Origin of the sequence: Streptomyces cyaneochromogenes, assembly GCF_003963535.1 — a bacterium.
GTDB lineage: Bacteria > Actinomycetota > Actinomycetes > Streptomycetales > Streptomycetaceae > Streptomyces > Streptomyces shaanxiensis.
On record NZ_CP034539.1, the window covers coordinates 3899808 to 3924682 of the forward strand.

A 24875-nucleotide genomic window follows, 5' to 3' on the forward strand; every position below is an offset into this window, starting at 1 on the left:
CCGGAACCGGGAAGGTTCCGGGGCCTTCGCGCGCATACGGGCCTGAACCCCGAACGGGCTGGTTCTCGACCGGACAGATCGCGCCCGGCTAGATCTCGTACGTCTGGCGCGGCGCCGCCAGCCCCACCGGGCCGTCGTACACCGCGCGCGCGTCGGCCAGGTTGACCTGGGGGTCGGTCCACGGGGGGATGTGGGTGAGGACCAGGCGACGGGCGTTCGCGCGGGCCGCTGTCTGGCCCGCCTCGCGGCCGTTGAGGTGCAGGTCGGGGATGTTCTCCTTGCCGTGCGTGAACGCGGCCTCGCACAGGAAGAGGTCGGCGTCACGGGCGAGTTCGTCGAGGGCCGTGCTGATGCCGGTGTCACCGGAGTAGGTCAGCGTCCTGCCGCCGTGCTCAATCCGGATGCCGTACGCCTCCACGGGATGGGCCACGCGTTCCGTGTGCACCGTGAACGGGCCGATCTCGAAGGTGGACGGCTTGACCGTGTGGAAGTCGAAGACCTCGCTCATGGACGAGGCGGTGGGGGTGTCGGCGTAGGCGGTGGTCAGGCGCTGTTCCGTGCCCTCGGGTCCGTAGACCGGGATCGGGGCGCAGCGGCCGCCGTCGTGCCGGTAGTAGCGCGCCACGAAGTACGCGCACATGTCGATGCAGTGGTCGGCGTGCAGATGGCTGAGGAAGATCGCGTCGAGGTCGTAGAGACCGCAGTGGCGCTGCAGCTCGCCCAGGGCACCGTTGCCCATGTCGAGAAGCAGCCGGAAGCCGTCGGCCTCGACGAGGTAGCTCGAGCAGGCCGATTCCGCGGACGGGAACGACCCCGAGCAGCCGACGACGGTGAGCTTCATGAAACAGAAACCTCCGCTGGCTGGAAATCCAGAGAATCCAGAAGATCGGGAATGGGGCGTCGGGGGTCGTGCGGTTTGTCGAGCGTAAGGCGCAAAACCTCCGGTCGCTCCTCCGCCAAGGGCTGTTGTGGGCGAACTCACCTGTGGTGTCACGCGTTCGGCTGGACGCGGGGCTCATGAGGCTGGTGAGAAGGCGCGCGGGGGTGGGCGTGCGCCGGTACCTTCGTGCGTATGGACACGTCCTGGTGGCTCGCGCTCGCGGCGGTGGTACTGCTCGCGCTGGTCGCCGCGCTCGTCGACGGGTGGGGGCGCAGGCGGCGGCCGCAGGGACGGCGCACCCGGCCGCCGGGGCGCCCTGCCGACAGAGGTACTCGCGGGCGTACGCCGACCCGTCCCGAGCCCGCGGAGATCTGGTGGGCGAACGTGCCGTACGAGGACGGGCCCGGCGCCAAGGACCGCCCCTGTCTGGTGCTCGCGGTGCGCGGACAGCGGGTCACGGTCGCGAAGATCACCAGCAAGTACCGGGACGAGCGGTACGGGGTGATCCCGCTGCCGCCGGGCTCGGTCGGGGACACCCGGGGCCGGGCGAGCTTCCTTGAGACGGGTGAGCTGCGGGACGTACCGGTGTCGGACTTCCGGCGGCGGGTGGGGGTGATGGACCCGGTCGTGTGGGACCAGGTCCGTCACCTCGCGACGTAGGGCGCCGTCACTCGCCCTGCCGGGGCCTCGCGGGCCCGGAGCCGGCGGACCGGCTCATGCCCAGAGCTGCCCCTGGAGCGTTTCGATGGCCGCTTCGGTCGTCGCCGCCGTGTAGACGCCGGTCGAGAGGTACTTCCAGCCGCCGTCGGCCACGACGAACACGATGTCGGCGGACTCCCCCGCCTTCAGCGCCTTCTTGCCGACGCCGATCGCGGCGTGCAGTGCGGCGCCCGTGGAGATGCCCGCGAAGATGCCCTCCTGCTGGAGGAGTTCGCGGGTGCGGGTGACCGCGTCGGCCGAGCCGACCGAGAAGCGGGTGGTCAGGACGGAGGCGTCGTACAGCTCGGGGACGAAGCCCTCGTCGAGGTTGCGCAGGCCGTAGACCAGGTCGTCGTAGCGCGGTTCGGCCGCGACGATCTTGACGTCCGGCTTGTTCTCGCGCAGGTAGCGGCCGACGCCCATCAGGGTGCCGGTGGTGCCGAGACCGGCGACGAAGTGGGTGACCGAGGGGAGGTCGGCGAGGATCTCCGGGCCGGTCGTGGCGTAGTGGGCGCCCGCGTTGTCGGGGTTGCCGTACTGGTAGAGCATCACCCAGTCGGGGTGCTCGGCCGACAGCTCCTTGGCGACGCGTACGGCGGTGTTGGAGCCGCCCGCGGCCGGGCTGGAGATGATCTCCGCACCCCACATGGCGAGCAGGTCCCGGCGCTCCTGCGAGGTGTTCTCGGGCATCACGCACACGATGCGGTAGCCCTTGAGCTTCGCCGCCATCGCCAGGGAGATGCCGGTGTTGCCGCTGGTCGGCTCCAGGATCGTGCAGCCCGGAGTCAGCCGGCCGTCCTTCTCCGCCTGCTCGATCATGTGCAGGGCGGGGCGGTCCTTGACCGAGCCGGTGGGGTTGCGGTCCTCCAGCTTGGCCCAGATGCGGACGTCCGCGGACGGCGACAACCGCGGCAGGCACACCAGAGGGGTGTTGCCCACCGCGGCGAGCGGGGAGTCGTAGCGCATGTGGATCAGGCCATACCGCCGGCCACGGCCGGCAGGATCGTGACGTTGTCGCCGTCGGCGAGCTTGGTGTTGATGCCGTCGAGGAAGCGGACGTCCTCGTCGTTCAGGTAGACGTTGACGAAGCGGCGCAGCTCGCCGCCGTCGACGATGCGGGCCTGGATGCCCGCGTGCCGGGTCTCGAGGTCGGCGAGCAGCTTGGCGAGGGTCTCACCGCTGCCCTCCACCGCCTTCTGACCGTCGGTGTAGGTGCGGAGGATGGTGGGGATGCGGACCTCGATGGCCATGGCTCAGGGCTCCTGTCGGGAGTAGTCAGTCGGGGGCGCGCGGCAGCGCAAGTACAGCGGGTGTGGTGCACGTGAGGCGCCGCGGCTCACGGCCGTACGGCGGCAGGGTGTCGCGTCAACAGATGGCGCTGGCGAGCCTGCACAGGTCGACGTGCAGCCGCGCCACGAGCAGCAAGCCCGGCGTCTTCTCGCTCACGTCGTGGAAAACCATGGGGTCATCGTATCGATTCCCGGTCCGGCTTCTGGAATGTGATCCCACATCGCGGACGCATGAGGGCCGGGGAGTGAGACCGCGCTGTTCAGGCGGACCCTCGCAGCACCAGGCGGGTGGGTGTGACGACGGACGGGACCCGCGCGCCTTCGCACAGCAGCCGGGCCATCAGCCGGCCCATTCCCTCGATGTCCTGGTGGACCGTGGTCAGCGGTGGGTCGGTGAACTCGGCGATGGGCGCGAGGTCGTCGAAGGCGACCACGGCCACGTCGTCGGGCACCCGCCGGCCCCGCTCACGCAGCACCCGCAGCGCCCCGGACGCCATGAGGTCGGAGGCGGCGAAGACGGCGTCCAGGTCGGGGCGGCGCTCCAGCAGCGCGGCCATGGCCCCGGCACCGCCCTGCTGGGTGTAGTCGCCCTTCTCGATCAGCTCGGGCGAGGCGTCGAACAGGACGTCGCGGTAGCCGTCGAGGCGGTCGACGGCCGAGGCCTCCTGGTCGTACGGCCCGGTGATGGTCCCGATGCGCTCGCGGCCGAGCGAGAGAAGGTGGCGGACTGCCTCCCGGGCGCCGCCGCGGTTGTCGGCGTCGACGTAGACGTGGGCGGGCACGGGCTCGCCCTCGCGCAGCAGCGGGCGGCCGCCGAAGACCGCGGGCAGGCCGAGGCGCCGGATCATCGCGGGCAGCGGGTCGTCGGCGCGCAGGGAGAACAGCAGGGCTCCGTCGACATGGCCGCCGCCCAGGAAGTCGGCGACGCGCGGATAGTCGTCCGGGTCCTCCAGGAACAGCAGGACGGGCTGGACGCCGTGCGCGACCAGTTCCTTGCGAATGCCGCGCAGATGGCGGTCGAAGAAGGGGTCGATGAACAGCCGGTCCTGCGGCTGGGTCGCGACGACCGCGACGGCGTTGTTGCGGCGGGTGACCAGCTGACGGGCGGCGTGATGGGGGACGTAGCCGAGATCGGCGATCACCTCGCGGACGCGGTCGGCGACCTCCGCCCGCACCCTGGGCTCACCGTTGATCACCCGCGACACCGTGGACTTCGAGACCCCCGACCGGTGGGCGACGTCCTCCAGCGTGGGGAGCCGTCCGTTCGACCACTGCGTCAACACCATCTCCGTCGGGGCGAGTTGCTCGGATACGCCTTCGCAGACGGTAACTCCGACGGGCCCGTCGCGCCCCTGAGTTATGGATCAGTCGAGCAATGCATCAGCCGAGCAATGGATCAGCCGAGTTGTGGGTCAGTACGCCTCGACCACCTTGACCTCCTCCTCGGTGACCTCCCCCTCGACGATCCGGAACGAACGGAACTGGAACTCGCCGAGGCCGTCGGTGTCGGCGGTGGAGACCAGGACGTAGTGCGCGCCGGGCTCGTTGGCGTAGGAGATGTCGGTGCGGGAGGGGTAGGCCTCGGTGGCCGTGTGGGAGTGGTAGATGACCACCGGCTCCTCGTCGCGGTCGTCCATCTCGCGGTAGAGCCTGAGCAGGTCGCCCGAGTCGAACTCGTAGAACGTGGGCGACATGGCCGCGTTCAGCATCGGGATGAAGCGCTCGGGACGGTCCGAGCCGGTCGGCCCCGCCACGACGCCGCACGCTTCGTCGGGGTGGTCCTTGCGGGCGTGCGCGACGATCTGGTCGACGAGGGCCTGGGTGATGGTCAGCATGCGGCCAGGATAAGCAGAGGGGCCGCCCCGTACCGAGGGTTGGTACGGGACGGCCCACATGCCGGACGCCCTGAGCGGCAGCCGCCTGGGAGCGCCACGAGTGCTCCCAGGGGCCGGACGTCCTGGACAGGCAGCGCGAAGCGCCTAGCCGACCTTCTCGAGCTCCGGCTCGTCCCCGCCTCGAGCGGCGATCTGCGGGTTGCGGCTCTTGAGGACCGCCCAGCCGACGCCCAGGGCGACAGCCCAGCCGGCCGCGACGTACAGGCAGATCCGCGCGTCCTTGTCGTACGCGATCATGAAGGTCACGCCGATGAGGAAGAGGAGTGCGACCCAGCTGAAGAGCGCCCCGCCGGGAGCGGGGAAGGACGAGGCGCGCAGTCGGCCGGCCTCGACCGCGGCGCGGTAGCGGATGTGGCTAACGAGGATCATCATCCAGGTCCAGATGCCGGCCGCGGTGGCGACGGAGGTGACGTACTGGAACGCCTTCTCCGGGACGACGTAGTTCAGGACGACGCCGATGCCCATGAGCGCCACGGAGACCGCGATGCCGACGGCGGGCGTCTTGCGGGCGGTGAGCCTGCCGAAGGCCTGCGGGGCCTCGCTGTTGGAGGCGAGGTCGCGCAGCATCCGGCCGGTCGAGTACATGCCCGAGTTGCAGGACGACAGGGCCGCGGTGAGCACCACGAAGTTGACGATGCCCGCGGCGAGCGGGATGCCGATCTTGCCGAACGCGTGGACGAACGGGCTCTCGCCGGCGGAGAACTCGGTCCACTTGACCACGGAGAGGATCACCAGGAGCGCGCCGACGTAGAAGACGATGATGCGCCAGGGCAGGGTGTTGATGGCCTTCGGCAGGGTCTTCTCGGGGTTCTCGGACTCGCCCGCGGTGACGCCGACGAGCTCGACGGCGAGGTAGGCGAACATGACGCCCTGGAGCGTCATCAGGCTGGAGCCGATGCCGTTCGGGAAGATGCCGCCGTGCGACCAGAGGTTGGAGACGGTGGCGGTGTCACCGGCGTCGGAGAAGCCGAGGGTGAGCACGCCGAGGCCGATGACGATCATGCCGATGATGGCCGTGACCTTGATCATCGAGAACCAGAACTCGACCTCGCCGAAGATCTTGACGGAGATCAGGTTGACGCCGAAGAGCACCACCAGGAACACCAGGGCGCTGACCCACTGCGGGATCTCGGGGAACCAGAAGTGGATGTAGATCGCGGCGGCCGTGAGCTCGGCCATGCCGGTGACCACCCACATGAGCCAGTACGTCCAGCCCGTGACGAACCCGAAGAACGGGCCGAGGAATTCCCGGGCGTACTCGGCGAAGGAGCCGGAGACGGGCCGGTAGAGGAGCAGCTCGCCCAGGGCCCGCATGATGAAGAAGATGACTACGCCCGCGAGGGCATACATGAGGATGATGCTGGGGCCGGCCTTCTCGATGTTCGCCCCGGCACCCATGAACAGGCCGACGCCGATGGCGCCGCCGATCGCGATCATCTGGACCTGACGGCTGCCGAGACCCCGCTCGTACCCCTCCTCCGGGGCATCCGTGGCCTTCGCGTCAGTGACCTTCGCAGAGGTCATGTGTAGTGCGCCTTTCTCCATGCCGACCCGGACCTTCGTCGGCCTCGGATCGGGTCTCGATCCCCCCGGATTGCTGGAGCTGTGCCTGGCCGACGATCCGCCGGCCATGTGGCGCACCCGGCCGAACATTCGGGTGGTGCTCGTCGGGCGTCGTGAAGATTTATCACGGTCGCAACAGTGATCGGGGTCAGGACATGTGGCGCATCGCACAGGAAGAACCGGACAAACGACACCGCCGCCCGCAGAGCGGGCGGCGGTGGTGACGCGATCGTTATCCGGATTTGAGCGTCCGCTGAGCGAACACAAAATGTTCACAGATCAGCATGAAAAGGACCCGAAGACGGTCACGGGCTACGGCATCAGCGTCGCGACCAGCGTCTCCTGGAGTCCGCCCAGCCACAGATACGCCATCACCATCGGCTTGCGCGGGTCCTCGTCCGGGAGCCGGTAGAGCAGATCGGTGTCGTCCTCGTCGGCGATATCCAGACGGGAGCCGATGGCCAGGCGCAGGTCGTTGAGGGCGCCGAGCCACTGCTGGGACTCCTCGACGGAGAGCTTGAGCACCGCGCCGCTCTCTCCGGCGGAGGCGGCACTGAGCGCGTCCAGGGAGCGGACCACCGCGAGCGCGTTGTCGCGCTTGCCGGCGCGCAGGTCGTTCTCGGTGTAGCGGCGGAACTCCGCGGAGTGCGCCCGCTGCTCCTCGGCCTCCTTGGCCTGCGGGGTGCCCTCGGGATCGCCGTAGGCGTCCGGGAACAGGCGCTTGAGGACCGGGTCGGCCGGCGGTTCGCTCGGCCCCTCGGCGAAGAGTTCGGCGAGCGGGTCGTCGGGGGCGTCCTCGGCGGGGCCGGGGCCGATGAGCTCCAGGAGCTGTACGGCCAGCGACCGGATGATGGAGATCTCGACGTCGTCGAGGGCGACGGCCGCGCCGCCGTCGGGGAGCGGTTCGAAGGTTCCTGGCATGGAGGCGATTCGCTACTTCCGGTCCTGCGGGCGGGAGGTCATGTCCGGTCCTGCGAGCGGGAGGTCATTTCCGGTCCTGCTGGAGGGTGGCCCACAGGCCGTAGCCGTGCATGGCCTGCACGTCGCGTTCCATCTCCTCGCGACTGCCGCTGGAGACGACCGCCCGGCCCTTGTGGTGGACATCGAGCATGAGCTTGGTGGCCTTGTCCTTGCTGTACCCGAAGTACGCCTGGAAGACATACGTCACGTAGCTCATGAGGTTGACCGGGTCGTTGTGGACGATCGTGACCCAGGGGACGTCCGGCTCGGGTACGGCGAAGGTCTCTTCGGCCGCTTCGGTGCGTTCGATCTCTACGGGAGCGGGTGACGTCACACAGCCATGCTGCCACCGGAGGGGGGTGGTCGCACAAATCCTCGGTCCGCCCCGGGGAAGAAATCGTCAGACTGACGAAATGGGGGTACCATCTTCGACGTGCTGCATACACCGGGGGACAACCCCCGGACCCCCGGCCGGCCCGGGGGCGCCCGGAAAGTCATAGCTAGGAGAGCTGTCGTGGATGTAGCGGACCTTGGGCTGCCGGTGGACGTTCCCTCGACGGCGCTCTTCACGGACCAGTACGAGCTGACGATGCTGCAGGCCGCCCTGAACGCGGGCACCGCCGAGCGGCGGTCGGTCTTCGAGGTCTTCACCCGGCGGCTGCCGAACGGGCGCCGGTACGGCGTCGTCGCGGGCACCGGCCGCGTCCTGGACGCCGTCGAGAACTTCCGCTTCGACGCGGACGTCCTCGGCTTCCTGCGCGAGCGGAAGATCGTCGACGAGGAGACCCTGAAGTGGCTGGCGGACTACCGCTTCTCCGGCGACGTCTGGGGCTACCCCGAGGGCGAGGTCTACTTCCCGGGCTCGCCGATCATGCGGGTCGAGGGCACCTTCGCCGAGTGCGTGCTGCTGGAGACGGTGATCCTCTCCATCCTCAACCACGACTCCGCGATCGCCGCGGCCGCCTCACGCATGTCGTCGGCCGCCGGGGAGCGCCCGCTCATCGAGATGGGCGCCCGGCGCACCCACGAGCTGGCCGCGGTGGCCGCGTCCCGCGCCGCGTACGTCGGCGGCTTCGCCTCCACCTCCGACCTGGCCGCAGGATTCCGCTACGGCATCCCCACGGTCGGCACCAGCGCCCACGCCTTCACGCTCCTGCACGACCGCGAGCGGGACGCCTTCCGGGCCCAGGTCGACTCCATGGGCCGCGGCACCACGCTGCTCGTGGACACCTACGACGTCACCGAGGCGGTCCGTACGGCCGTGGAGGTCGCCGGGCCCGAGCTGGGCGCCGTCCGCATCGACTCGGGCGACCTGCTGCTGGTCGCGCACCGGGTCCGGCAGCAGTTGGACGAGCTGGGCGCCACGGGCACGAGGATCATCGTGACCTCCGACCTGGACGAGTACGCCATCGCCTCGCTGGCGGCGGCGCCGGTGGACGCGTACGGCGTCGGCACCCAGCTGGTGACCGGGTCCGGGCATCCGACCTGCTCGATGGTCTACAAGCTGGTCGCCCGCGCCGAGTCCACCGACCCGAAGGCCCCGCTGGTGCCGGTGGCGAAGAAGTCGACCGGCGGCAAGACCTCCATCGGCGGCCGCAAGTGGGCCGCGCGGCGCCTCGACGAGTACGGCGTCGCGGAGGCCGAGGTCATCGGCACGGGGGCGGCTCCTGCGGAGCTGGCCGAACGGCAGCTGCTCGTCGAGCTGATCAAGGGCGGCGACGTGCTGGCCCGAGAGTCGCTGGACGTCGTACGGGACCGGCACGCGGCCGCCCGGGCGAACCTGCCGCTGTCCGCGACGCAGCTCTCGCGCGGCGAACCCGTCATCCCGACGGAGTATGTCAACGGGCGCTCGGGTAGCCAGACGGGGTCGTGAAGTGAGTGCGCCCGGCGTGCTCACCCCATGCCCCCTCCCGCACCCGACTCGAAGTCTCTAGGCTCGGAAGTTCACGGCCGGGCCCGCACGCTTTCACCGTCCCGACCTCAGCGTCCATAACCGAAGGACACCGACCATGCGCCGCGCCTTGATCGTCGTAGACGTGCAGAACGACTTCTGCGAGGGAGGCAGCCTCGCGGTGGCCGGCGGTGCCGATGTGGCCGCCGCCGTCACCGAGCTGATCGGGCAGGCGGCGGGGTCCGGCTACCAGCACGTCGTAGCGACCCGCGACCACCACATCGCACCCGGCGGCCACTTCTCCACCAACCCCGACTTCGCCCACTCCTGGCCGGCGCACTGCGTCGCGGGCACGGAGGGCGTCGGCTTCCACCCGAACTTCGCGCCCGCCGTCGCCTCGGGCGCGATCGACGCCGTGTTCGACAAGGGCGCGTACGCGGCGGCGTACAGCGGCTTCGAGGGGACCGACGAGAACGGCGTGAGGCTGGCCGACTGGCTGCGGGCCAGGGCGGTCTCGGAGGTGGACGTGGTGGGCATCGCCACGGACCACTGCGTGCGCGCCACCGCCTTGGACGCCGTGCGCGAGGGCTTCCGCACACAGGTGCTGCTGGACCTGACGGCCGGGGTGGCCGAGGAGAGCACCGAGCGGGCGCTCGACGAGATGCGCGGGGCGGGCGTGGAGCTCTCCGGGAAGCCGGTCGTCTGACACGCACGGCAGCCGCCGACGGACGGGGCAGGGCACGCCCCGTTCGCCGGCGGTCCGCGGGCAGGGGCTAGGTCCTGATCCCGCCTATGTTGATGTCGTCGCAGCTCCGTTCGATGAATTCACCGACCCGGACGCTGGCCTGCTTCGACCTTTCCCGGTCGTCCTCCTCGGGGTGCTCGTACCACGCCAGGAGCCGGTCGAACTCCTCCGTCATGTCGTCCGGCGCCATCTGCCGGAGATCCTCGATGACGTGCCGGCGATCGTGCGGCGTGAGCTCCTCGGACCGGGAGAGATCGAGGGGCGAGGCCTCCTTGCAGAAAGCCGGCCGGTCGGCGGATTTCCGGAAGGCGTCCACGTCCACGTCGTCCCCGCCCGCCCGCGCGGCGACGACGGTGACGAATGCGGCGGCAGCGGCCGCCACGCAGCCGATGATCCACCAGACCTTCGACATCACGTCCCCGCCTTGATCGCGTTGAGGTCGTGCTGGTCGTAGTAGAGCGGCCAGATCTCTTCCCGCATGCAGGAATTGTTGTCCGTGTCATTGCTCCGGGCACGGTGCCCGAGATCGGCGGTGTGCCCGAATTCGTGGCAGCCCAGGCTCTTCCACTGGGAGGAAGTCTTGTACGAATACTGATTGAAACGCACGCGGATGATGTCGCAGGACGTCCAGAGCGCGTTCCAGTCGGTGCAGTCGGCGTATCCGTGCCAACCGTTGTCGCCGTAATCCTTGTCGTAGACCTCGATGTCACCGCCACCCCACGAGGTGGTGATGACACTTCTTTCCAGTTGGCTCTTCCCGTGGTTCATCGCTTTGGTGCCATTGGCCGTGAGGTTGAATCCCTTGACCGCCTGGCTCCGGTTGTCCGGGTCGGTTCCGTTGTCGTCATGGCCGGCATTCGCGGTGAACGGCAGGCACAAAGCGAAGGCAGCGGACATCGCCACCGCGACGACAAGTCTGCGAGAGCTATTCACGATGTTCTACTTCCTTTGGAGGCGGGAACGGGGCCCTGCGGAGTCAGGTGGACGACGGATACGGCGTCGGCTCGGAGCCGTCGTCCGTCGAGCCGTCCGGGACAGGCTCGGTCGCGCCGTCGTCCGGCACCTCGTTCTGCTGCTCGCCGGAGGCGGGGACCGGCTGCGGCAGGACCGTGAGCTGCCCGGCGTTCGCCGGGTCGAGCAGCCGCTTGAGCTCCGCGTAGAAATCGCTGTTGGTCCGGCCCTCGATCAGCGGGAACAGCGGTCCGTCAGGGTCGGCCGAGGACTTGGTGACCCCGTCCTTGATCAGGACCCTGCCCTGGCTGCTCGCATACCGCCAAGTCGTGAGCATGACATCCTTGTCCAGGAAGTAATAGCCCGTGTCGCCCACCTGACTCCAGGTGAGGTGCTCCATCTGGTAGGCGTTGCCGGCCGCGTCCCACCCCCACTCCTCGAGAGTGAGCGTCGAGGGGATCGTGTAGCCCCCCTTCTTCAGGACGGAGTCGACGCGCAGCGTCACATTGCGCGCCTGGTCGACTCCACCGTCCTCCACACCGCCCACCTTCCGGCCGGGCTCGGCGCTCAGCACCGTCCCTTTCACGATGACCGGGGCCGTCCCCACCAGTGCGTTCACGGTGGTGAAGTTGAAGTCCTCCCGTGCGTGCACAACCCGCTCCGGACTCGCGTCACGGTGCGCCGTCGCCCCATTCGCCGGTTCCGAGGAAGTGATGACCCCGGCCGCTGCGGCGCCGACCACGGCCGCAGCGACGAGCGAGCACAAGAATCTCCCTGTTTTCCCCTTCACAAGCCCCCCACGGAGATATGAAAGAAACCTTCTCGGCTGTGATCGCGCCGAGACTAACAGGTGAAAGATCAACGGGGAAGGGGTTAAAAATCTGTTATCCGCGACCCGGGCAGGAGGGAGTATCAGGACTGTTCGCTTCCGCTTGCATCCACTCCCGCGTCGGCGCGATATCCGCGCCCGTGAAAAGCATCGGAACCTCGTCGTCGAAGCGAGAGACGCTAACCAGAACACGGGCTCCCGAGTCGTAGGCCGCACCGTCTTCTTCTGGTACCAGGAATTCCGCTTCACGCGGCCCCGTCGCGGGTTTGAGGTGGCGCTCGACTTTCAGCCGGATTTGCACCTTTCCGTCTCCGGCGGATTCCACGCCACTCACCGTGCCCTCCACGATGAGCCGCGAACACGCGACGATTCCCCCCTGGGTGAGCTTCGCCTCCCCCGCGTCGTCGTCCGAGGACCAGGGGGCCCACACGGTGACGAACAGCGCTGCCGCCGCCGCAAGGCCGACGGCCGCCAGGAGCACCTTGCGGCCCCTGCCGCCGGACGGGGCAGCGGGGCGGGGGGCATCGGCCGATCGCTCGTCCTCCTCCAGGACCCCACCGATGAACTTCAGCTTCTCGCTCATGAGGGCCTCCACCTCGGAGTCGCCCGACAGCCCGTCCTTCATCGCCCCACCAACCCATCAGCCTCAAGACGTACTCGCATGGCCCTGACAGCCGCGTGCAGGCGGCTCTTGACGGTACCGACCGGCACCGCCAGCACCTCGGCCATCTGGGGAACGGTCAGGTCCGCGTAGAACCTCAGAACCACCACCTGCCGCTGGAGCGCGGGCAGCGCGTCGACGCCCTCGGCGATGGCCAGGGTCAGCAGCTCCGACTCCGGTCCCGGCACCGCCCCCCGCCATTCGCCCATGGCCCGCAGTCGCTCGCTGACCCGCTCCTGCCGGCTTCTGCTGCGATGCCAGTCGACCGCGTAGTTCGAGGCGACCGCCACCGCCCACGCGCCGAGGTCACGCGGGCTCTCCACCCCTTTGGTGAGACGCTCGACCAGCCGCAGCCGCACCTGCTGCACACCATCGGCATGCTCGTCCCGCGGCACCCCGCCCAGCGCGAGCACCGCCCTCACCCTGCGGACCTGCGCAACGCTGAGAATGTCCTGTCCCTCGGCCTGCACAGTCCCCCCACCGCATCCCTTGACGGCACCATCGCTACTGAGACGGTGGAGCAACGAGAAACGTTCGGTGCCGATGCGATCTTTTTGACCGGGGACCGTCACGACCGGAGCCGTCACGCCCCGCCCCCGACCCGCCCCCGCTACGCCGGTGCGGCAGGCCTCCGCAGCAGCGCCCTGATCGGATGCCAGAGCTCCTGGACGAACTCGGCGCCCGTCCCGACACCGTTGTCAGGTGCCGTACGCCATATCAGGCCGTCGGGGTGGTGCAGCACGGCCGTGATCTCGTCGGGGGTCGGCGGGGCCGCGTTGCCTCGCAGGTAGACCGCCCGCATGCCCAGGTTGCGGAGCCTGGTCAGGGCTCGGGCGCGGTTCTGGGCGTGGACCAGGACACGGACGCAGCCCGTGCCGTGGGCGGTGGGTCTGGGCAGGTTCAGCGCCACCACCACGCTGCCGGTCGGCAGCTTGCAGAAACCTCCTGCGGCCATGCGGTCACACCCCCGTGCGAGTCGGTGTCAGGGTCTGGATCAAGGTCGGCGTCCGTGCCGGTGTCAATAACGGAAGCACAGGGTGCACCTAAACACGAACGGCGGCGACCCGCCAAGGGGCCGCCGCCGATCATGCTCTGACCTGCGAAGATGCTGTCTACTTCGCCGCTCTGCCGACCTCGACCGTGATCGTCGAGCCGTTCTCGGCTTCCTTGATGATCTTGATCTTGGTGTTGGTGTCAGTGATCTTGACGCCCGCGTACGGGGTCGCGGCGTCGTAGTACGTGTTGGTGCGGTCGTTGAAGACCGGCACCCCCGCACGCGACGGGATCCGGGCCGCGACGTCCGCGTTGTGCAGCGTCATGCCGTCCGTGCGGTACCGGCTGAACGGCGAGTCGTAGGACTGGATGCGGTTGCGCATCAGCGTGCCGTCGGTCCACTTCAGCGGAGTCGGGTGGGAGTCGACGGGCAGGATCAGGCCGACACCGGGGTGCTGGCTGGTGTTGTTGTCCGGCTGCGAGGTGTCCCACTTCCAGATCAACAGGCCGTTCTGGTAGGCGTAGTGCTCCACCCAGCTCGGACGGGTCTTCGAGAAGCCGAAGTTGTACGGGCCGGTCTTCAGGGTCTTGTCGTACGACACGTACTGCCGGTTCTCGGCGATGTAGTACTGCGCGTAGTCCTTGGTGTAGGAAGCGCCCATGCGCGAGAAGCCGTTCACGGTCCAGGCCGCGTCCGCCTCCTCGGCACCGTCCGAGAACAGGGCGGAGCCGTCGGCGGTCACGGTGATCTCGTCGGCCGCGAAGCCCTTCATGGCCAGGCCGCCGTCGGTCGCGTAGCGGAAGCGCAGGTCAATCTTCTTGCCCGCGTAGGCGTCGAGCGGGAAGACCAGCTTCTGGTACGAGTCGACCGCGCCGTCCAGCGCCGGCTTGCCGCTGGCGTCACGGCCGATCTGAGCGCCGCCCGCCGTGCCGTCGATCGCCGTCCAGTTGGCACCGCCGTCGGTCGACACCTCGGTGTAGAGGTAGTCGTAGCCCTTCTCGATCTCCCACCAGCCGTCGAGGCTGAGGGACGCGGAGGACTTGCCGGTGAGGTCCACGGACCGACTGAGCGTGTTCTTCAGGTTGTTGCCGCGGCCGCTCCACCACTGGGTCGCGCCCTTCGACGGAGTCACCAGCTCGGTGGTGACGGCCTTCTTCGGCAGCTCGACCACCAGTGCCTGCTTGTGCCGGGTGTTGTACTCGGCCACGCCCAGCTTGTGCTCGGACTCCGTCGCGGCCTTCGCCGTGTCGTACTTCAGCCAGCCCAGCTGCAGCTTGTCCCAGGCGGTCATGTCGCCGGGCAGGTCACCGATCTCGTTCTTGCCGGTGCCGAGCCAGGAACCGGAGGACATCAGGGTCCAGAAGCCGGTGGAGTTCTCGCCGCCCGCGGTGTCGTAGTGGTCCGGCAGACCGAGGTCGTGGCCGTACTCGTGGGCGTAGACGCCGAGGCCGCCGTTCTCCGGCTGGACGGTGTAGTCGCCGACCCAGATGCCGGTGGAGCCGACCTGGGCGCCGCCCATCTTGTTGTTCGCGGGGCCGGTGGCGCCGGCGTCGGTGCCGAACGCGTACCAGCGGTGCGCCCAAATGGCGTCCTCGCCCTGCGCGCCGCCGCCCGCGGACTCGTCCTCGCCGGCGTGCACGACCTGGAAGTGGTCGATGTAGCCGTCGGCCTCGTTGAAGTCGCCGTCACCGTCGAAGTCGTTGCGGTCCCACTGGTCGAACTTCGCGACGTCCGCCTTGATCTCCGCGTCGGTCTTCCCAGCCGCCTTCTGCTGGGAGACCCACGCGTTCAGACCGTCGCTGACGACGTTCCACACGCTGGGGCAGTTGGTGTCGCCGCAGGCGTTGTTGCCGTAGCGGGCCTCGTTGTACGGGACCTTGACCCAGTCGGTGACCTCGCCCTCGACCGAGTAGCGGCCCGAGGACTGCTTCTCGTAGTACTTCTTCAGCGACTCGGTCTTCTTGCCGGTGCCGAAGTACAGGTCCTGGAAGTGCTTCTGGTTGTAGTCCGCCTGCCAGGCCGTGGAGTTGTCCTCGGCCCGGTCGGGCTCGGCTATCTGGTTGTGCGCGGGGCCGGGCGTGCCGCCGAACTCGCTGACCTTGTCGCCGAACTCGACCAGGATCGTGAATATCCGGTCCGTCTTCTCGCGGCCCAGCTCGACGTACTTGCTGTCGCCCTTCTTGCTCTTGAGCTCGACGACCTTCGAGCCGTCGCGGTCCTTCACCTTGGCCTTGCCGGATATGACCTGGTTCAGGGCTTCTTCGCGCTGAGCCTCCCGGGTCCTGGTCAGGGGGCCTTCCAGGTTGTGGTCGGCGTGAGGGTGCTCCGCCGGGTCATGGCGCTCCACGGACGGCTCCGCCGCGCCCTCGCCGGCCTGAGCCACCGCGAAGGTCGAGAACGTCGCCGCTGCCGTCGCGAGCGCGACGGTTGTTGCCGCCGCTCTGAACGTCCAGGGTCTACTGGTCACTTGCTGCCTCCCCCGCGTCCGGGCGCGCGGAATGAAGGGGGTCCTGGTCATGGAGGGTCCGCGCGCGCCTGATCAACGCGTGTAGTCAAGTGACGACATTTGACTAGAGGTTAACCAGAAAAAACAGACCTTGACTTGAGCAGGTCAAGTGCACTATGCGGAGTCGATGTTCGTTTTACGGACAACCACTCTTGGCCCAACGGGCGCGTGTGACCGTCCACTTGGTGGACGGTATGAACCAGTGCGCCCCCCGTGCACCGGCACTGTTGGTTAGGTCACGCTTACGGTTTGTTCCACTCGGGCATGCACGCGGTTAGAGTCGGATGGCGGAACGCCCGGACGTCGGCGGAAAGCCAGGCCGAGACCCCCGTGCACCCCTGATTCCGAGGACACGATGATCATGCCTCGTCCGACTGCCGCACAGCTCGCCTACGGCTCGTGCACCGTGATCTTCTCGACGCTCGCCATGCTGCTGCTGTCGCAGACGAGTTCGGGTGCGGGGATCGCGGTCATCGCCGTATCGGCGCTCCTGCTCGGGCTGCTGGTCGCCATGACGGTGCCCATGCCCAGGAGGACCCGCGTGGTGACGGTACGCAAGCCCGCCGACACCGACGCACAGCACTCCGAGGAGCCCGTACTCACCCAGTCCTGACCTTCGGTGCGTCAGGTGCCGGTGCTGACCACCACCGTCTTCGCCGACTTGTCGTGCAGGCCCTGCTTGTAGGGCTTGTCGAAGAAGCTCCAGCCGCCGGCGATCGCGGTCCAGATACAGGCGCAGCAGAACGCGAACGGGATCCACAGCACCGCCGCCCGGATCAGCGAGGTCTGCACGGAGGGGGTGGCGCCGTTGTCGAGGTTGGCCACCCGCATGTTGAGCAGCTTCTTGCCGAGCGTCTGTCCCGTTTTGGCGATCATGAAGGTGTCGTAGCCGATGAACAGCACGGCGGCGACCAGGGACTGCACGAAGGACTTGCTGTACTCCACCTGGTCGGTGTCCACGTCGTACTCGGTGACGCCGAACCCCCAGGTGAGCAGCCAGACGACGACACCCACGAGGATCATGTCGATGATGCGCGCCAGTGTGCGCTTGCCGCTGTCGGCGAGCGGCGGCATCCCGGCGAGCGGGTCGGTGGGATACCCGCCGCCGCCGTACGGATCACCGCCACCGCCGTGGGGCGGCGGGGGCTGGCTGCCGTACGGCGGCTGATCGCCGTACGGCGAACCCGAGCCCCCGGCCGGCGGGGGCTGTTTCCTGAACGGGTCGTCTTCCGGGGGCGGCTGACCGGAGCCGGGAGGCGGTTCGCTGCTCATGGCCCGAGTCGACCGCGAACCCAACGGCTTCGCATCCGGCGCGGGGCCGTCCGGAGTACGGAATCGTCCGGGCCGTTCGCCTCAGAGGGTGACCCCGCGAAGGACGTAGGGCGGACGGACGCGGTCAGCCGGCGACGAAGGTACGGGCCGCCTTGTCGTGCAGGCACTGGTTCCAGGGCCGGTCGAACAGGCACCACGCGACGCCGACGACGCCGATGACGAGCAGGTTGGGGATGGTGAAGACGAGCCAGCGGCGCAGGGCCGCGCCGAACTCCGGGGGCTCGTGGGCCTCGATGTCCCGCACCTCCAGGCCGAGCAGCTTCTTGCCCAGCGTGCGGCCCCACTTGGCGGTGGGCAGGACCTCGTAGACGAGCCCGACCAGCAGCAGGACGGCCAGGATGATGCCCAGGTACACCGATGTCGTGCCGTCCAGCAGCCACACGGTGACCGTCTCGCCGGAGAGCCTGGCGGTGTCGATCTTCTCGTTGACGTGGTCGACCGCCTTGATGCCCAGCGGCACGGCGGCGGCCGAAGTGACGGCGGCCACCACGAAGTTGTCCAGCATCCGGGCCACCAGCCGCTTGCCGAGGCTCGCCGGGCGGGCGGCGGCCTGGCGCATGGCGGCCGCCTGGAAGATGTCCTCGACCGGGGGCTTCCACGGGGCGACCGGCTGGTCGTCACCCGCGAGCCGGTGCACCTGCTGCGCCCAGGAGGACTGGCCGCCGCCGGCCCCGGCCGCCATGGGCTGCGGGCCGCCCTGCTGGGGGACGCTGGGGGCAGCCTGCTGCGGGCCGGAGAGCGACGTGGGGGCCGCGGGGGCGGCCGGGGCACCGGCACCGGCCTGAGCGCCCGCCTGAGCCGGTCCCTGGGCCTGTCCCTGGGCCACCGCGGCGCGGTCGGCGGCGGCCTTCCCGGCGCCGAAGCCGGGGCCCTGCGGAGCGTCGGCCGCGGAGGGGCGGCCCGCGTCCGGACGTGCGGCGCCCGGGCCGGCGGACGCGCCCGTGCTCCCGGCCTGCGCCCCGGCCGCCCCGCCCTGCTGCGGCGTGCGCGGGGAGAGCGCGCGGATGGCCATGGTGCCGTCGACGGGCGCGGGGCCCGCGGGATTCGGGATGCTGGGGGCGGCCTGCCCGGAAGCGCCGGCGGACGCCGCTCCCCCGGCTCCCGCGACCGGCCGGCGGATCATGAACGTGTCGCCGGAGGCGAGGCCCGCGGAGTCCGCGTCCGGCTCGGCAGGGGAACTCGCCGCCGAGCCGTCCGGCTGCGCCACGCGCGGGTCGGTGCCCGGCTGGGCGCCCCAGGAGACGCGGCTGTCCTGGTCGCCGCCGAAACCGGACTGGCGCGAGGGGTCGGCGCCCCAGGCGGACGCCGGCTCGGGTCGGCTGCCGTGCGGGCCGCCGTCGGACGCGGGCTCCTGGGCCGACTCCTCGTCGAAGAAGTGCGGGCCGGTCTCCTCGACGGGGGCGGCCGCGGCGGCCGCGCGCTGGGCAGGCTGCGCGCCCGGCGGCGGGGCGAGCGTTTCGCCGTCCGTCGGTGCGGGACGGCTGGTGCCCGGCACCCAGGAGGCACCGTTCCAGTACCGGACATATCCAGGAATGGACGGGTCCGGGTAGTACCCATCGCGGGGCCTGTCGTCACCGGGGGCCGGGGTTGGGGCGCTCATGTCCGTCGTCCGGTATCTGCTCGAGGGTCTATTGGGGGCCTCCACATCTATCAGACGCACGCAACAAGCACCGCCCGTCCCGCAGGACCCACCCCTTTCCGGGCAACCTCGTACACGTACTTCACAAGGATCGGAACCCTGGCGCGGAAGACCGGCAGCACTCGATCGGGGCTGAGGCGCGGCGGCGTCTGTTGGGGCAACGACGCCCGTCCCTTGGCTGGGGGTCCGGGGGTTATCCCCCGGGAAAGCACAGCCAGACGCACGCAACAAGCACCGCCCGTCCCGCAGGACCCACCCCTTTCCGGGCAACCTCGTACACGTACTTCACAAGGATCGGACGCACACGAGAACACGGGCGGCACCCGGTCGGAGTCGCTTGACGCGGGCCCCCTTTCGGGTAGGGCCGGCCCTGCGTCGGCCAGGGGGTCCCGGGGCCCGCGGCGGAGCCGCTGATGTCACAGCCCCCGGCGTTGCAGCACACGGATCGGAACCCGGCGGGACAGGCCCGGAAAAAATCTCCGCGAACCCGCGTAATGATCCGGCCCCCTTCTCGCTCTCCACTCGTACGGGCCCGCCCAAGGGCCCCGCACACGTCACGGGAGAGGACATCCACGCCATGCACCACACCGTCATCGAGCGCGAGCTGGAGCTCAAGCTGATCCTGTCGCCCGAGCGGAGCGTCGCCGTGCCGGCCCGGCTGAGCTACCACAGTGACGATCCGTACGCCGTCCACGTCACCTTCCACATCAACTCCGAGCATCCCGTGTACTGGACCTTCTCCCGTGAGCTGCTCGTCGAGGGTGTGTTCCGGCCGTGCGGGCACGGGGACGTGCGGGTGTGGCCGACGAAGGTCGAGGGCCGCAGCGTCGTGCTGATGGCGCTGAGTTCGCCGGACGGGGACGCGCTGCTGGAGGCGCCGGCGGTCCAGGTGTCGGCCTGGCTGGAGCGGACCCTGCGGGTGGTGCCCCCCGGGTCCGAGGGCGAGCAGCTGGGGATCGACGACGCGCTCGACCAGTTGCTGGCCCAGTGAGACGTGCCGCGGCGACGCGTCAGAACAGCTTGCCCGGGTTCAGGAGGCCCAGTGGGTCGAAGGCCTGCTTGATCGCCCGCTGCATCTCGATCCCGACCGGGCCGATCTCGCGCGCCAGCCACTCCTTCTTCAGGACGCCCACGCCGTGCTCGCCGGTGATCGTGCCGCCGAGTTCCAGGCCGAGGGCCATGATCTCGTCGAAGGACTCGCGGGCGCGCCGGGACTCGTCGGCGTCGGCCGCGTCGAAGCACACGGTCGGGTGGGTGTTGCCGTCACCCGCGTGCGCGACGACCCCTATGGTGAGCTGGTGCTTGTCGGCGATCCGCTCGACGCCCTCGATCAGGTCGCCGAGCCGCGAACGGGGCACGCACACGTCGTCGATCATCGTCACGCCGCGCACCGCTTCGAGCGCGGTGAGGGACAACCGCCGTGCCTGGAGGAGGAGTTCGGACTCGGCCGCGTCGTCCGCCGGGACCACCTGGGTGGCGCCGGCCGCCTCGCAGAGCGCGCCGACGGCTGCGAGGTCGGGGGCGGGGTCCGGGGTGTCGAAGGCGGCCAGGAGGAGGGCCTCCGTGGTCTCCGGCAGCCCCATGTGCGCCAGGTCGTTGACGGCCTTCACCGTCGTACGGTCCATGAGTTCGAGCAGTGACGGGACGTGCCCGCCGGCCATGATCCGGCACACCGCGTCGCAGGCGGCGGCCGCGGACGCGAACTCGGCGGCGAGCACCAGCTGCTGCGGCGGCTGCGGCTTGAGCGCCAGGACGGCCCGTACGACGATGCCGAGCGAGCCCTCGGAGCCGACGAAGAGGCGGGTCAGGTCGTATCCCGCGACGCCCTTGGCCGTGCGGCGGCCCGTGGTCATCAGGCGTCCGTCGGCGAGGACGACGTCCAGTCCGAGGACGTACTCCGCCGTCACCCCGTACTTCACACAGCACAGGCCCCCGGAGGCCGTGCCGATGTTGCCGCCGATGGTGCACATCTCCCAGCTGGACGGGTCCGGCGGGTAGTACAGGCCCAGCTCGTTCACCGCGCGGGAGAGGGTCGCGTTGATCACGCCGGGTTCGACGACCGCGATGCGGTCGACCGGGTTGATCTCCAGGATGCGGTCCATCTTCGTCAGGGACAGCACGATGCAGCCGTCGGAGGCGTTGGCGCCGCCCGACAGGCCCGTGCGGGCGCCCTGCGGGACGACCGGGACGCGCAGTTCGGTGGCGGTGCGCATGACGTGCTGGACCTCTTCGACCGTGCGCGGGAGCACGACCACCGCCGGGGCGCCGGCCGGGCAGAAGCTGGCCATGTCGTTGGCATAGGCGGCGGTGACGTCGGGGTCGGTCAGGACGGCCTCGGCGGGCAGACCCGCGAGCAGCCGCTCGGTGAGGTCACCCTGGGCCTGGTCGGGTGCGGTTTCGATACGGCTCATGATCACAGCGTGACACCCGGGGCCATCGGTGTGAACCCCGCGTACGGCAGCCGACGTAAGGCGGGTGTGGTCGTCGTATTGACGCCATCTTTCACGCACAGTGAGCGCCATGGAGAACGACGCCGTGCGGAACGAACAGGGCGCGCCGCGGAGCCGCCCGCGCATCCGACGACGGGTGCTGATCGCCTCGGTGGCGGGGTGTGCCGTGCTCGGCGGGGTGCTGACACTGCTGCCGTGGGGTTCGGGCGGGGCCCGGACCGCCGCGCCGGCACCGGGGGCGCAGGCGCTCACCGCGGTCACGACGGGCGTGCCGGCCGCACTGCCCGATCTGGCGGTGCTGATCGACGAGCGCGAGGCCCACCTGCGGGCCCATCCCAAGGACGCGAAGGCGTGGGCGGTGCTGGGGGCGGCGTATGTGGAGCAGGGGCGGCGGACCGCGGAGGCGGCGAACTACCCGAAGGCCGAGAGGGCGCTGCGTACGTCGCTGAGGGTGCGGGAGTGGAACGCCGCGGCGTTGAACGGCATGGCGGCGCTGGCGAACGCGCGGCGGGACTTCCGGGCGGCGCGGAACTGGGGCGAGGCGGCGCTGAAGGCGGACCGGAAGCGGTGGACTACGTATCCGCAGCTGCTCGACGCGTACACGGGGATGGGCGACCACAAGGCGGCCAAGCGGACCCTGGAGCAGATGCTGAAACTGGGCTCGGGGCCCGCCGTGCAGGCGCGGGCGGCGGCCGTCTACCGGGACCGGGGCCGGCGGGAGGACGCGGCGGCCGCGCTGTCCGACGCGGCGGCGGCCGCCCAGGCCCCGGCCGAGCGGGCGGGGTATCTCGAACGCGCCGGGCAACTCGCCTTCGAGCGCGGCGACATGGACGTGGCCCTGCGGTACTTCCAGGAGGCGGTACGCCTCGACCCCGACCAGCGGGCCGCGCTCGCCGGGCAGGGGCGGACGCTGGCGGCGCTGGGCCGTACGACGGAGGCGCTGAACGCCTACCGGGTGGCGCTGGCCAAGCAGCCGCTTCCCGAGTACGCCCTGGAACTGGGCGAGTTGTACGAGTCGCTGGGGCTGGGACAGGCGGCGCGGGTGCAGTACGACCTGCTGCGCGAGCGCACGGCGCGGGCCGCGGCCGGCGGGGTCGACGAGGAGCTGGTGCTGGGTGTGTTCGAGGCCGACCACGGCGACCCGGAGTCGGCCGTACGGCGGCTGCGGGCGGAGTGGCGCCGCCAGCCGGGCATCGCGGTGGCCGACGCGCTGGGCTGGGCGCTGCACCGGGCCGGGGAGAACAAGGAGGCCCTGAAGTTCGCCCGGGTGGCGACCGACAAGGAGCGTGGGGGCACGGTGCGCAGCGCGCTGTACGTGTACCACCGGGGCATGATCGAGCGGGAGCTGGGGATGGGGTGGGCCGCGCGACGGCATCTGCAGGAGGCGCTGCGGATCAACCCGCGTTTCTCGCCGACGCGGGTGCCGTTGGCCGAGGCCGCGTTGAAGGCGTTGGGAGAGCCGTCGGCGGCGGAGGCCCTGCCGAAGACGGAGCCGAAGACGGACAGGAAGACCGAACGGCGGTGACCTCCGAGGCGGCCTCTACAGCACCGCCGTACCGATGAGGGCGTTGCGCGTGACCAGCCCCGCCAGTTCCTCCTCGCTCATCCCCTCCGTGCCGTCCGGCCTGCGCGGCAGCACCATGTAGCGGGTCTCGGCGCTGGAGTCCCACACCGTGATCCGCGTGCCGGGAGGGAGCTCCAGGCCGAACTCCGCGAGGACCGCGCGGGGTTCGCGGACCACGCGGGAGCGGTAGGCCTCGGACTTGTACCAGCTGGGGGACGGGCCGAGGAGCCGCAGCGGGTAGCAGGAGCAGAGGGTGCAGACGATGACGTTGTGGGTCGTGGCCGTGTTCTCGACGACCCGCAGACGCTGGTACGAGCCCTCCATGCTGCCGAGTTCCCGCACGGCCGCCGTCCCGTCCGCCAGCAGACGGGACCTGAACGCCGCGTCGGTCCACGCCCGTGCGACGACCCGCGCCCCGTTCGCGGGCGAGGCGCCCGCGAGGAACGAGTCGATCGCCTCGTCCAGCTCCCCGCCCGTGAGCAGGCCCTTCTCCTCCAACAGGGTCTCCAGGCGCCGCACCCGGCGGGCGATCGTCGCGTCGGAATGGTCACCGCTCATCGGCCGCACCCTCCTCGTACTCCTCCAGATAGCTCTCCCACAGGTCCAGGACGACCTGGTGGTCGCCCTCGCCCCACAGGTCACGCGCCTCGAACCGCACCGCGTACACCTGCTCCACCGGCGCGTCCGCACGCCCCCGCGCACTGACGTCGGCCAGTTCGGCCCGCCCCTCCGGCTCGACCACGACGCCCCGCTTACCCCGCGCGTACCGGGGCAGCCGGGTGTGGTGCGGCGGGTCGTGGAGGTACGTCACCACGCGCGACCCCGGTGCGAAACGGTCAGTCATCCAGCTCACCCGGCTCGATCACGCCCTTGCGTTCGAGGAGGGTGCGGATCGCCGCGAACCAGCGCTCGTAGTACGACGCGGCCAGGTACTCCCCCGGCGGCATCGACTCGATGGCGTCCCGGAACTCGTTCAGGTTGAAGATCCCCTGCGCGCGCAGGGCGTTCATGAGCCCGAAGACGCGCGCTTCCCAGTCGGCGTGGAAGGGCTCGGAGTCGTCGGCGGTGTCGACGGGGCCGAAGCCCTCGACGCCGCCGACGTCGTTGATCCTGGCCATGGGATCAGCGTACGGCCGCCTCCTCAGGCCTCGCCCGGCTTGAAGTAGATCGAGAACCTGCGCGCTCCTTCCGGCCCGGACCCGAGCCCCAGGCACAGCCGGGCCCCGGAGCCGTGGCGGACGGCGAGGCCCTCCGGTTCGCGGTGGTCGAGGGAGTGGCCGGCCTCGGTGCGCCGGCGGTCGAGCAGTTCGCCGGTGCGCGCGTCGAGGCAGGAGAGATAGGCGTTGCCGCGCCGGGCGGCCGGGTTCTTCTTGGCGTGGTACGCGGTGCCGGCCAGCTGGTAGAGGCGGTCGCCGTGCAGGGCGAAGCCCTGGAAGGGGACGTCGGGGTCGGGGTGCAGGCCGGTCTGCGGGAAGTCGGCGACGGGGTCGGCGTAGTCGCCGGCGACGAAGGCGTCCAGGTCCCAGACGCGGTAGCGGGGCTCGCCGTCGAGGCGGTGGCGCAGGGCGATGCGGCGCGAGGCCGTGCAGACCGAGGGCTGGTTGTGGGTGGAGCCCGGGATCGGGTGGCGGATCTTGACGTCCTCGCGGGTGCGGACGGCGCCGTCGGAGAAGCGCAAGCGGGTGACGCCGCGGCCGTAGCCGCCCTTGGCGTCGGCCTCGGTCCAGATCCACACGGTGCCGTCGGAGGCGTGCTGGACGCCGATGCCGACGCCGTGCCCGAAGCCGCGCAGCTCCATGTGGCCGAGCCGCTTGCCCCGGTAGTCGAGCCGGTTCAGGAACAGGTCACCGGCCGGGCCGCCGCCGCGCCGGAGCTGAAGGACGTACAGGTGCTGGTTGACCTCGTCGAATGCGAACGACTGCAGGAGCGTGGGCTCCTTGAGCGTGTCCTTCTTCCACAGCCAGCGCTCGGACGGTGTGGAAAGGTCGAAGCGGTCGGCCACTGTGCTCTCCCGGGTCGTGCGGGCG

The 24875-nt window shown here is 70.1% G+C and carries 30 protein-coding genes; 7 read left to right on the plus strand and 23 right to left on the minus strand.

What is annotated here, in order from left to right:
* Positions 1–88: 88 nt before the first annotated feature.
* Positions 89–841 carry an MBL fold metallo-hydrolase gene (locus EJ357_RS17410; protein ID WP_126392539.1) on the minus strand — a complete coding sequence of 251 codons (753 nt, stop codon included), beginning with the start codon at positions 839–841 and terminating at the stop codon, positions 89–91.
* Between the two features lie 231 nt (positions 842–1072).
* Between EJ357_RS17410 and EJ357_RS17415 the strand changes: the two genes are divergently transcribed.
* On the plus strand, positions 1073–1540 hold the full coding sequence (locus EJ357_RS17415) for a type II toxin-antitoxin system PemK/MazF family toxin (protein WP_126392541.1): 468 nt from the start codon (positions 1073–1075) through the stop codon (positions 1538–1540).
* A 54-nt stretch (positions 1541–1594) separates the two neighbouring features.
* Here the strand turns inward: EJ357_RS17415 and EJ357_RS17420 are convergent, their stop codons facing one another.
* The 6 genes from EJ357_RS17420 to EJ357_RS17445 all read right to left on the minus strand — a co-directional run bounded on the left by EJ357_RS17420 (position 1595) and on the right by EJ357_RS17445 (position 6287).
* Positions 1595–2545, minus strand: a complete 951-nt coding sequence (locus tag EJ357_RS17420; protein ID WP_126392543.1) for a PLP-dependent cysteine synthase family protein — start codon at positions 2543–2545, stop codon at positions 1595–1597.
* Positions 2546–2550: 5 nt separating this feature from the next.
* The gene (locus EJ357_RS17425) at positions 2551–2829 is read right to left on the minus strand and encodes a MoaD/ThiS family protein (RefSeq protein ID WP_126392545.1); all 279 of its coding nucleotides are present in this window, start codon (positions 2827–2829) and stop codon (positions 2551–2553) included.
* A gap of 115 nt (positions 2830–2944) precedes the next feature.
* Positions 2945–3040, minus strand: coding sequence for a putative leader peptide (locus tag EJ357_RS50515; RefSeq protein ID WP_323378004.1), 96 nt, complete (start codon positions 3038–3040; stop codon positions 2945–2947).
* Between the two features lie 88 nt (positions 3041–3128).
* Positions 3129–4154 carry a LacI family DNA-binding transcriptional regulator gene (locus tag EJ357_RS17435; RefSeq protein WP_126392549.1) on the minus strand — a complete coding sequence of 342 codons (1026 nt, stop codon included), beginning with the start codon at positions 4152–4154 and terminating at the stop codon, positions 3129–3131.
* Positions 4155–4280: 126 nt separating this feature from the next.
* Complete coding sequence (locus EJ357_RS17440) at positions 4281–4703, minus strand: Mov34/MPN/PAD-1 family protein (RefSeq protein WP_126392551.1); 423 nt, start codon at positions 4701–4703, stop codon at positions 4281–4283.
* A 144-nt stretch (positions 4704–4847) separates the two neighbouring features.
* Positions 4848–6287: an amino acid permease gene (locus EJ357_RS17445; protein WP_126392553.1), complete on the minus strand. Its 1440-nt coding sequence runs from the start codon at positions 6285–6287 to the stop codon at positions 4848–4850.
* Between the two features lie 19 nt (positions 6288–6306).
* On the opposite strand from EJ357_RS17445, the gene EJ357_RS48315 reads away from it, so the two are divergent.
* Complete coding sequence (locus EJ357_RS48315) at positions 6307–6468, plus strand: hypothetical protein (protein WP_175647423.1); 162 nt, start codon at positions 6307–6309, stop codon at positions 6466–6468.
* A gap of 170 nt (positions 6469–6638) precedes the next feature.
* On the opposite strand, the gene EJ357_RS17450 is transcribed toward EJ357_RS48315, so the two are convergent.
* Both EJ357_RS17450 and clpS read right to left on the minus strand, forming a co-directional pair.
* A complete protein-coding gene (locus tag EJ357_RS17450; protein WP_126392555.1) occupies positions 6639–7247 on the minus strand; it encodes a DUF2017 domain-containing protein in 609 nt (202 codons plus the stop codon).
* A 64-nt stretch (positions 7248–7311) separates the two neighbouring features.
* Positions 7312–7620 (minus strand): ATP-dependent Clp protease adapter ClpS, encoded by a 309-nt coding sequence (gene clpS, locus EJ357_RS17455; RefSeq protein WP_126392557.1) that lies wholly within the window; start codon positions 7618–7620, stop codon positions 7312–7314.
* A 180-nt stretch (positions 7621–7800) separates the two neighbouring features.
* On the opposite strand from clpS, the gene EJ357_RS17460 reads away from it, so the two are divergent.
* Together EJ357_RS17460 and EJ357_RS17465 are read left to right on the plus strand one after the other, a co-directional pair.
* Positions 7801–9159, plus strand: a complete 1359-nt coding sequence (locus tag EJ357_RS17460) for a nicotinate phosphoribosyltransferase (RefSeq protein ID WP_126392558.1) — start codon at positions 7801–7803, stop codon at positions 9157–9159.
* A gap of 136 nt (positions 9160–9295) precedes the next feature.
* A complete protein-coding gene (locus EJ357_RS17465; RefSeq protein ID WP_126392559.1) occupies positions 9296–9883 on the plus strand; it encodes an isochorismatase family protein in 588 nt (195 codons plus the stop codon).
* A 67-nt stretch (positions 9884–9950) separates the two neighbouring features.
* Here the strand turns inward: EJ357_RS17465 and EJ357_RS17470 are convergent, their stop codons facing one another.
* The 7 genes from EJ357_RS17470 to EJ357_RS17500 form a co-directional block, all read right to left on the minus strand.
* Positions 9951–10304 (minus strand): hypothetical protein, encoded by a 354-nt coding sequence (locus tag EJ357_RS17470; protein WP_126392560.1) that lies wholly within the window; start codon positions 10302–10304, stop codon positions 9951–9953.
* A 29-nt stretch (positions 10305–10333) separates the two neighbouring features.
* Positions 10334–10855, minus strand: coding sequence for a hypothetical protein (locus EJ357_RS17475; protein ID WP_126392561.1), 522 nt, complete (start codon positions 10853–10855; stop codon positions 10334–10336).
* Positions 10856–10898: 43 nt separating this feature from the next.
* Positions 10899–11525, minus strand: a complete 627-nt coding sequence (locus EJ357_RS17480; protein ID WP_126392562.1) for a hypothetical protein — start codon at positions 11523–11525, stop codon at positions 10899–10901.
* Positions 11526–11757: 232 nt separating this feature from the next.
* The gene (locus EJ357_RS17485) at positions 11758–12327 is read right to left on the minus strand and encodes a hypothetical protein (RefSeq protein WP_126392563.1); all 570 of its coding nucleotides are present in this window, start codon (positions 12325–12327) and stop codon (positions 11758–11760) included.
* On the minus strand, positions 12324–12833 hold the full coding sequence (locus EJ357_RS17490) for an RNA polymerase sigma factor (RefSeq protein ID WP_126399585.1): 510 nt from the start codon (positions 12831–12833) through the stop codon (positions 12324–12326). Before EJ357_RS17490 ends, EJ357_RS17485 begins: the two co-directional genes overlap by 4 nt.
* Before the next feature lie 140 nt (positions 12834–12973).
* Entirely contained in the window at positions 12974–13318 is a 345-nt protein-coding gene (locus tag EJ357_RS17495; protein WP_126392564.1) for a hypothetical protein, read from the minus strand.
* Between the two features lie 157 nt (positions 13319–13475).
* Positions 13476–15824, minus strand: coding sequence for an immune inhibitor A domain-containing protein (locus tag EJ357_RS17500; RefSeq protein ID WP_126392565.1), 2349 nt, complete (start codon positions 15822–15824; stop codon positions 13476–13478).
* 400 nt (positions 15825–16224) lie between these two features.
* On the opposite strand from EJ357_RS17500, the gene EJ357_RS17505 reads away from it, so the two are divergent.
* A complete protein-coding gene (locus EJ357_RS17505; RefSeq protein ID WP_126392566.1) occupies positions 16225–16476 on the plus strand; it encodes a hypothetical protein in 252 nt (83 codons plus the stop codon).
* Positions 16477–16487: 11 nt separating this feature from the next.
* Here EJ357_RS17505 and EJ357_RS17510 read toward each other — a convergent pair whose 3' ends face one another.
* Both EJ357_RS17510 and EJ357_RS17515 read right to left on the minus strand, forming a co-directional pair.
* Positions 16488–17135 (minus strand): RDD family protein, encoded by a 648-nt coding sequence (locus EJ357_RS17510; RefSeq protein WP_126392567.1) that lies wholly within the window; start codon positions 17133–17135, stop codon positions 16488–16490.
* Positions 17136–17259: 124 nt separating this feature from the next.
* Complete coding sequence (locus EJ357_RS17515; RefSeq protein WP_126392568.1) at positions 17260–18795, minus strand: RDD family protein; 1536 nt, start codon at positions 18793–18795, stop codon at positions 17260–17262.
* A gap of 616 nt (positions 18796–19411) precedes the next feature.
* Here EJ357_RS17515 and EJ357_RS17520 point away from each other — a divergent pair.
* The gene (locus tag EJ357_RS17520) at positions 19412–19825 is read left to right on the plus strand and encodes an SsgA family sporulation/cell division regulator (RefSeq protein ID WP_126392569.1); all 414 of its coding nucleotides are present in this window, start codon (positions 19412–19414) and stop codon (positions 19823–19825) included.
* A 19-nt stretch (positions 19826–19844) separates the two neighbouring features.
* Here the strand turns inward: EJ357_RS17520 and EJ357_RS17525 are convergent, their stop codons facing one another.
* Positions 19845–21251 carry an FAD-binding oxidoreductase gene (locus EJ357_RS17525; RefSeq protein ID WP_126392570.1) on the minus strand — a complete coding sequence of 469 codons (1407 nt, stop codon included), beginning with the start codon at positions 21249–21251 and terminating at the stop codon, positions 19845–19847.
* 103 nt (positions 21252–21354) lie between these two features.
* On the opposite strand from EJ357_RS17525, the gene EJ357_RS17530 reads away from it, so the two are divergent.
* A complete protein-coding gene (locus EJ357_RS17530; protein ID WP_126392571.1) occupies positions 21355–22809 on the plus strand; it encodes a tetratricopeptide repeat protein in 1455 nt (484 codons plus the stop codon).
* A gap of 15 nt (positions 22810–22824) precedes the next feature.
* Here the strand turns inward: EJ357_RS17530 and nthA are convergent, their stop codons facing one another.
* From nthA to EJ357_RS17550, 4 genes are read right to left on the minus strand one after another with little or no spacing between them, the layout of a single operon-like run.
* Positions 22825–23406 (minus strand): nitrile hydratase subunit alpha, encoded by a 582-nt coding sequence (gene nthA / locus EJ357_RS17535; RefSeq protein ID WP_126392572.1) that lies wholly within the window; start codon positions 23404–23406, stop codon positions 22825–22827.
* Positions 23396–23692, minus strand: a complete 297-nt coding sequence (locus EJ357_RS17540) for an SH3-like domain-containing protein (protein ID WP_126392573.1) — start codon at positions 23690–23692, stop codon at positions 23396–23398. Before EJ357_RS17540 ends, nthA begins: the two co-directional genes overlap by 11 nt.
* Positions 23685–23966, minus strand: a complete 282-nt coding sequence (locus EJ357_RS17545; RefSeq protein ID WP_126392574.1) for an SH3-like domain-containing protein — start codon at positions 23964–23966, stop codon at positions 23685–23687. Before EJ357_RS17545 ends, EJ357_RS17540 begins: the two co-directional genes overlap by 8 nt.
* 23 nt (positions 23967–23989) lie before the next feature.
* Positions 23990–24850 carry a phage baseplate protein gene (locus EJ357_RS17550; RefSeq protein WP_126392575.1) on the minus strand — a complete coding sequence of 287 codons (861 nt, stop codon included), beginning with the start codon at positions 24848–24850 and terminating at the stop codon, positions 23990–23992.
* Positions 24851–24875 lie beyond the last annotated feature (25 nt).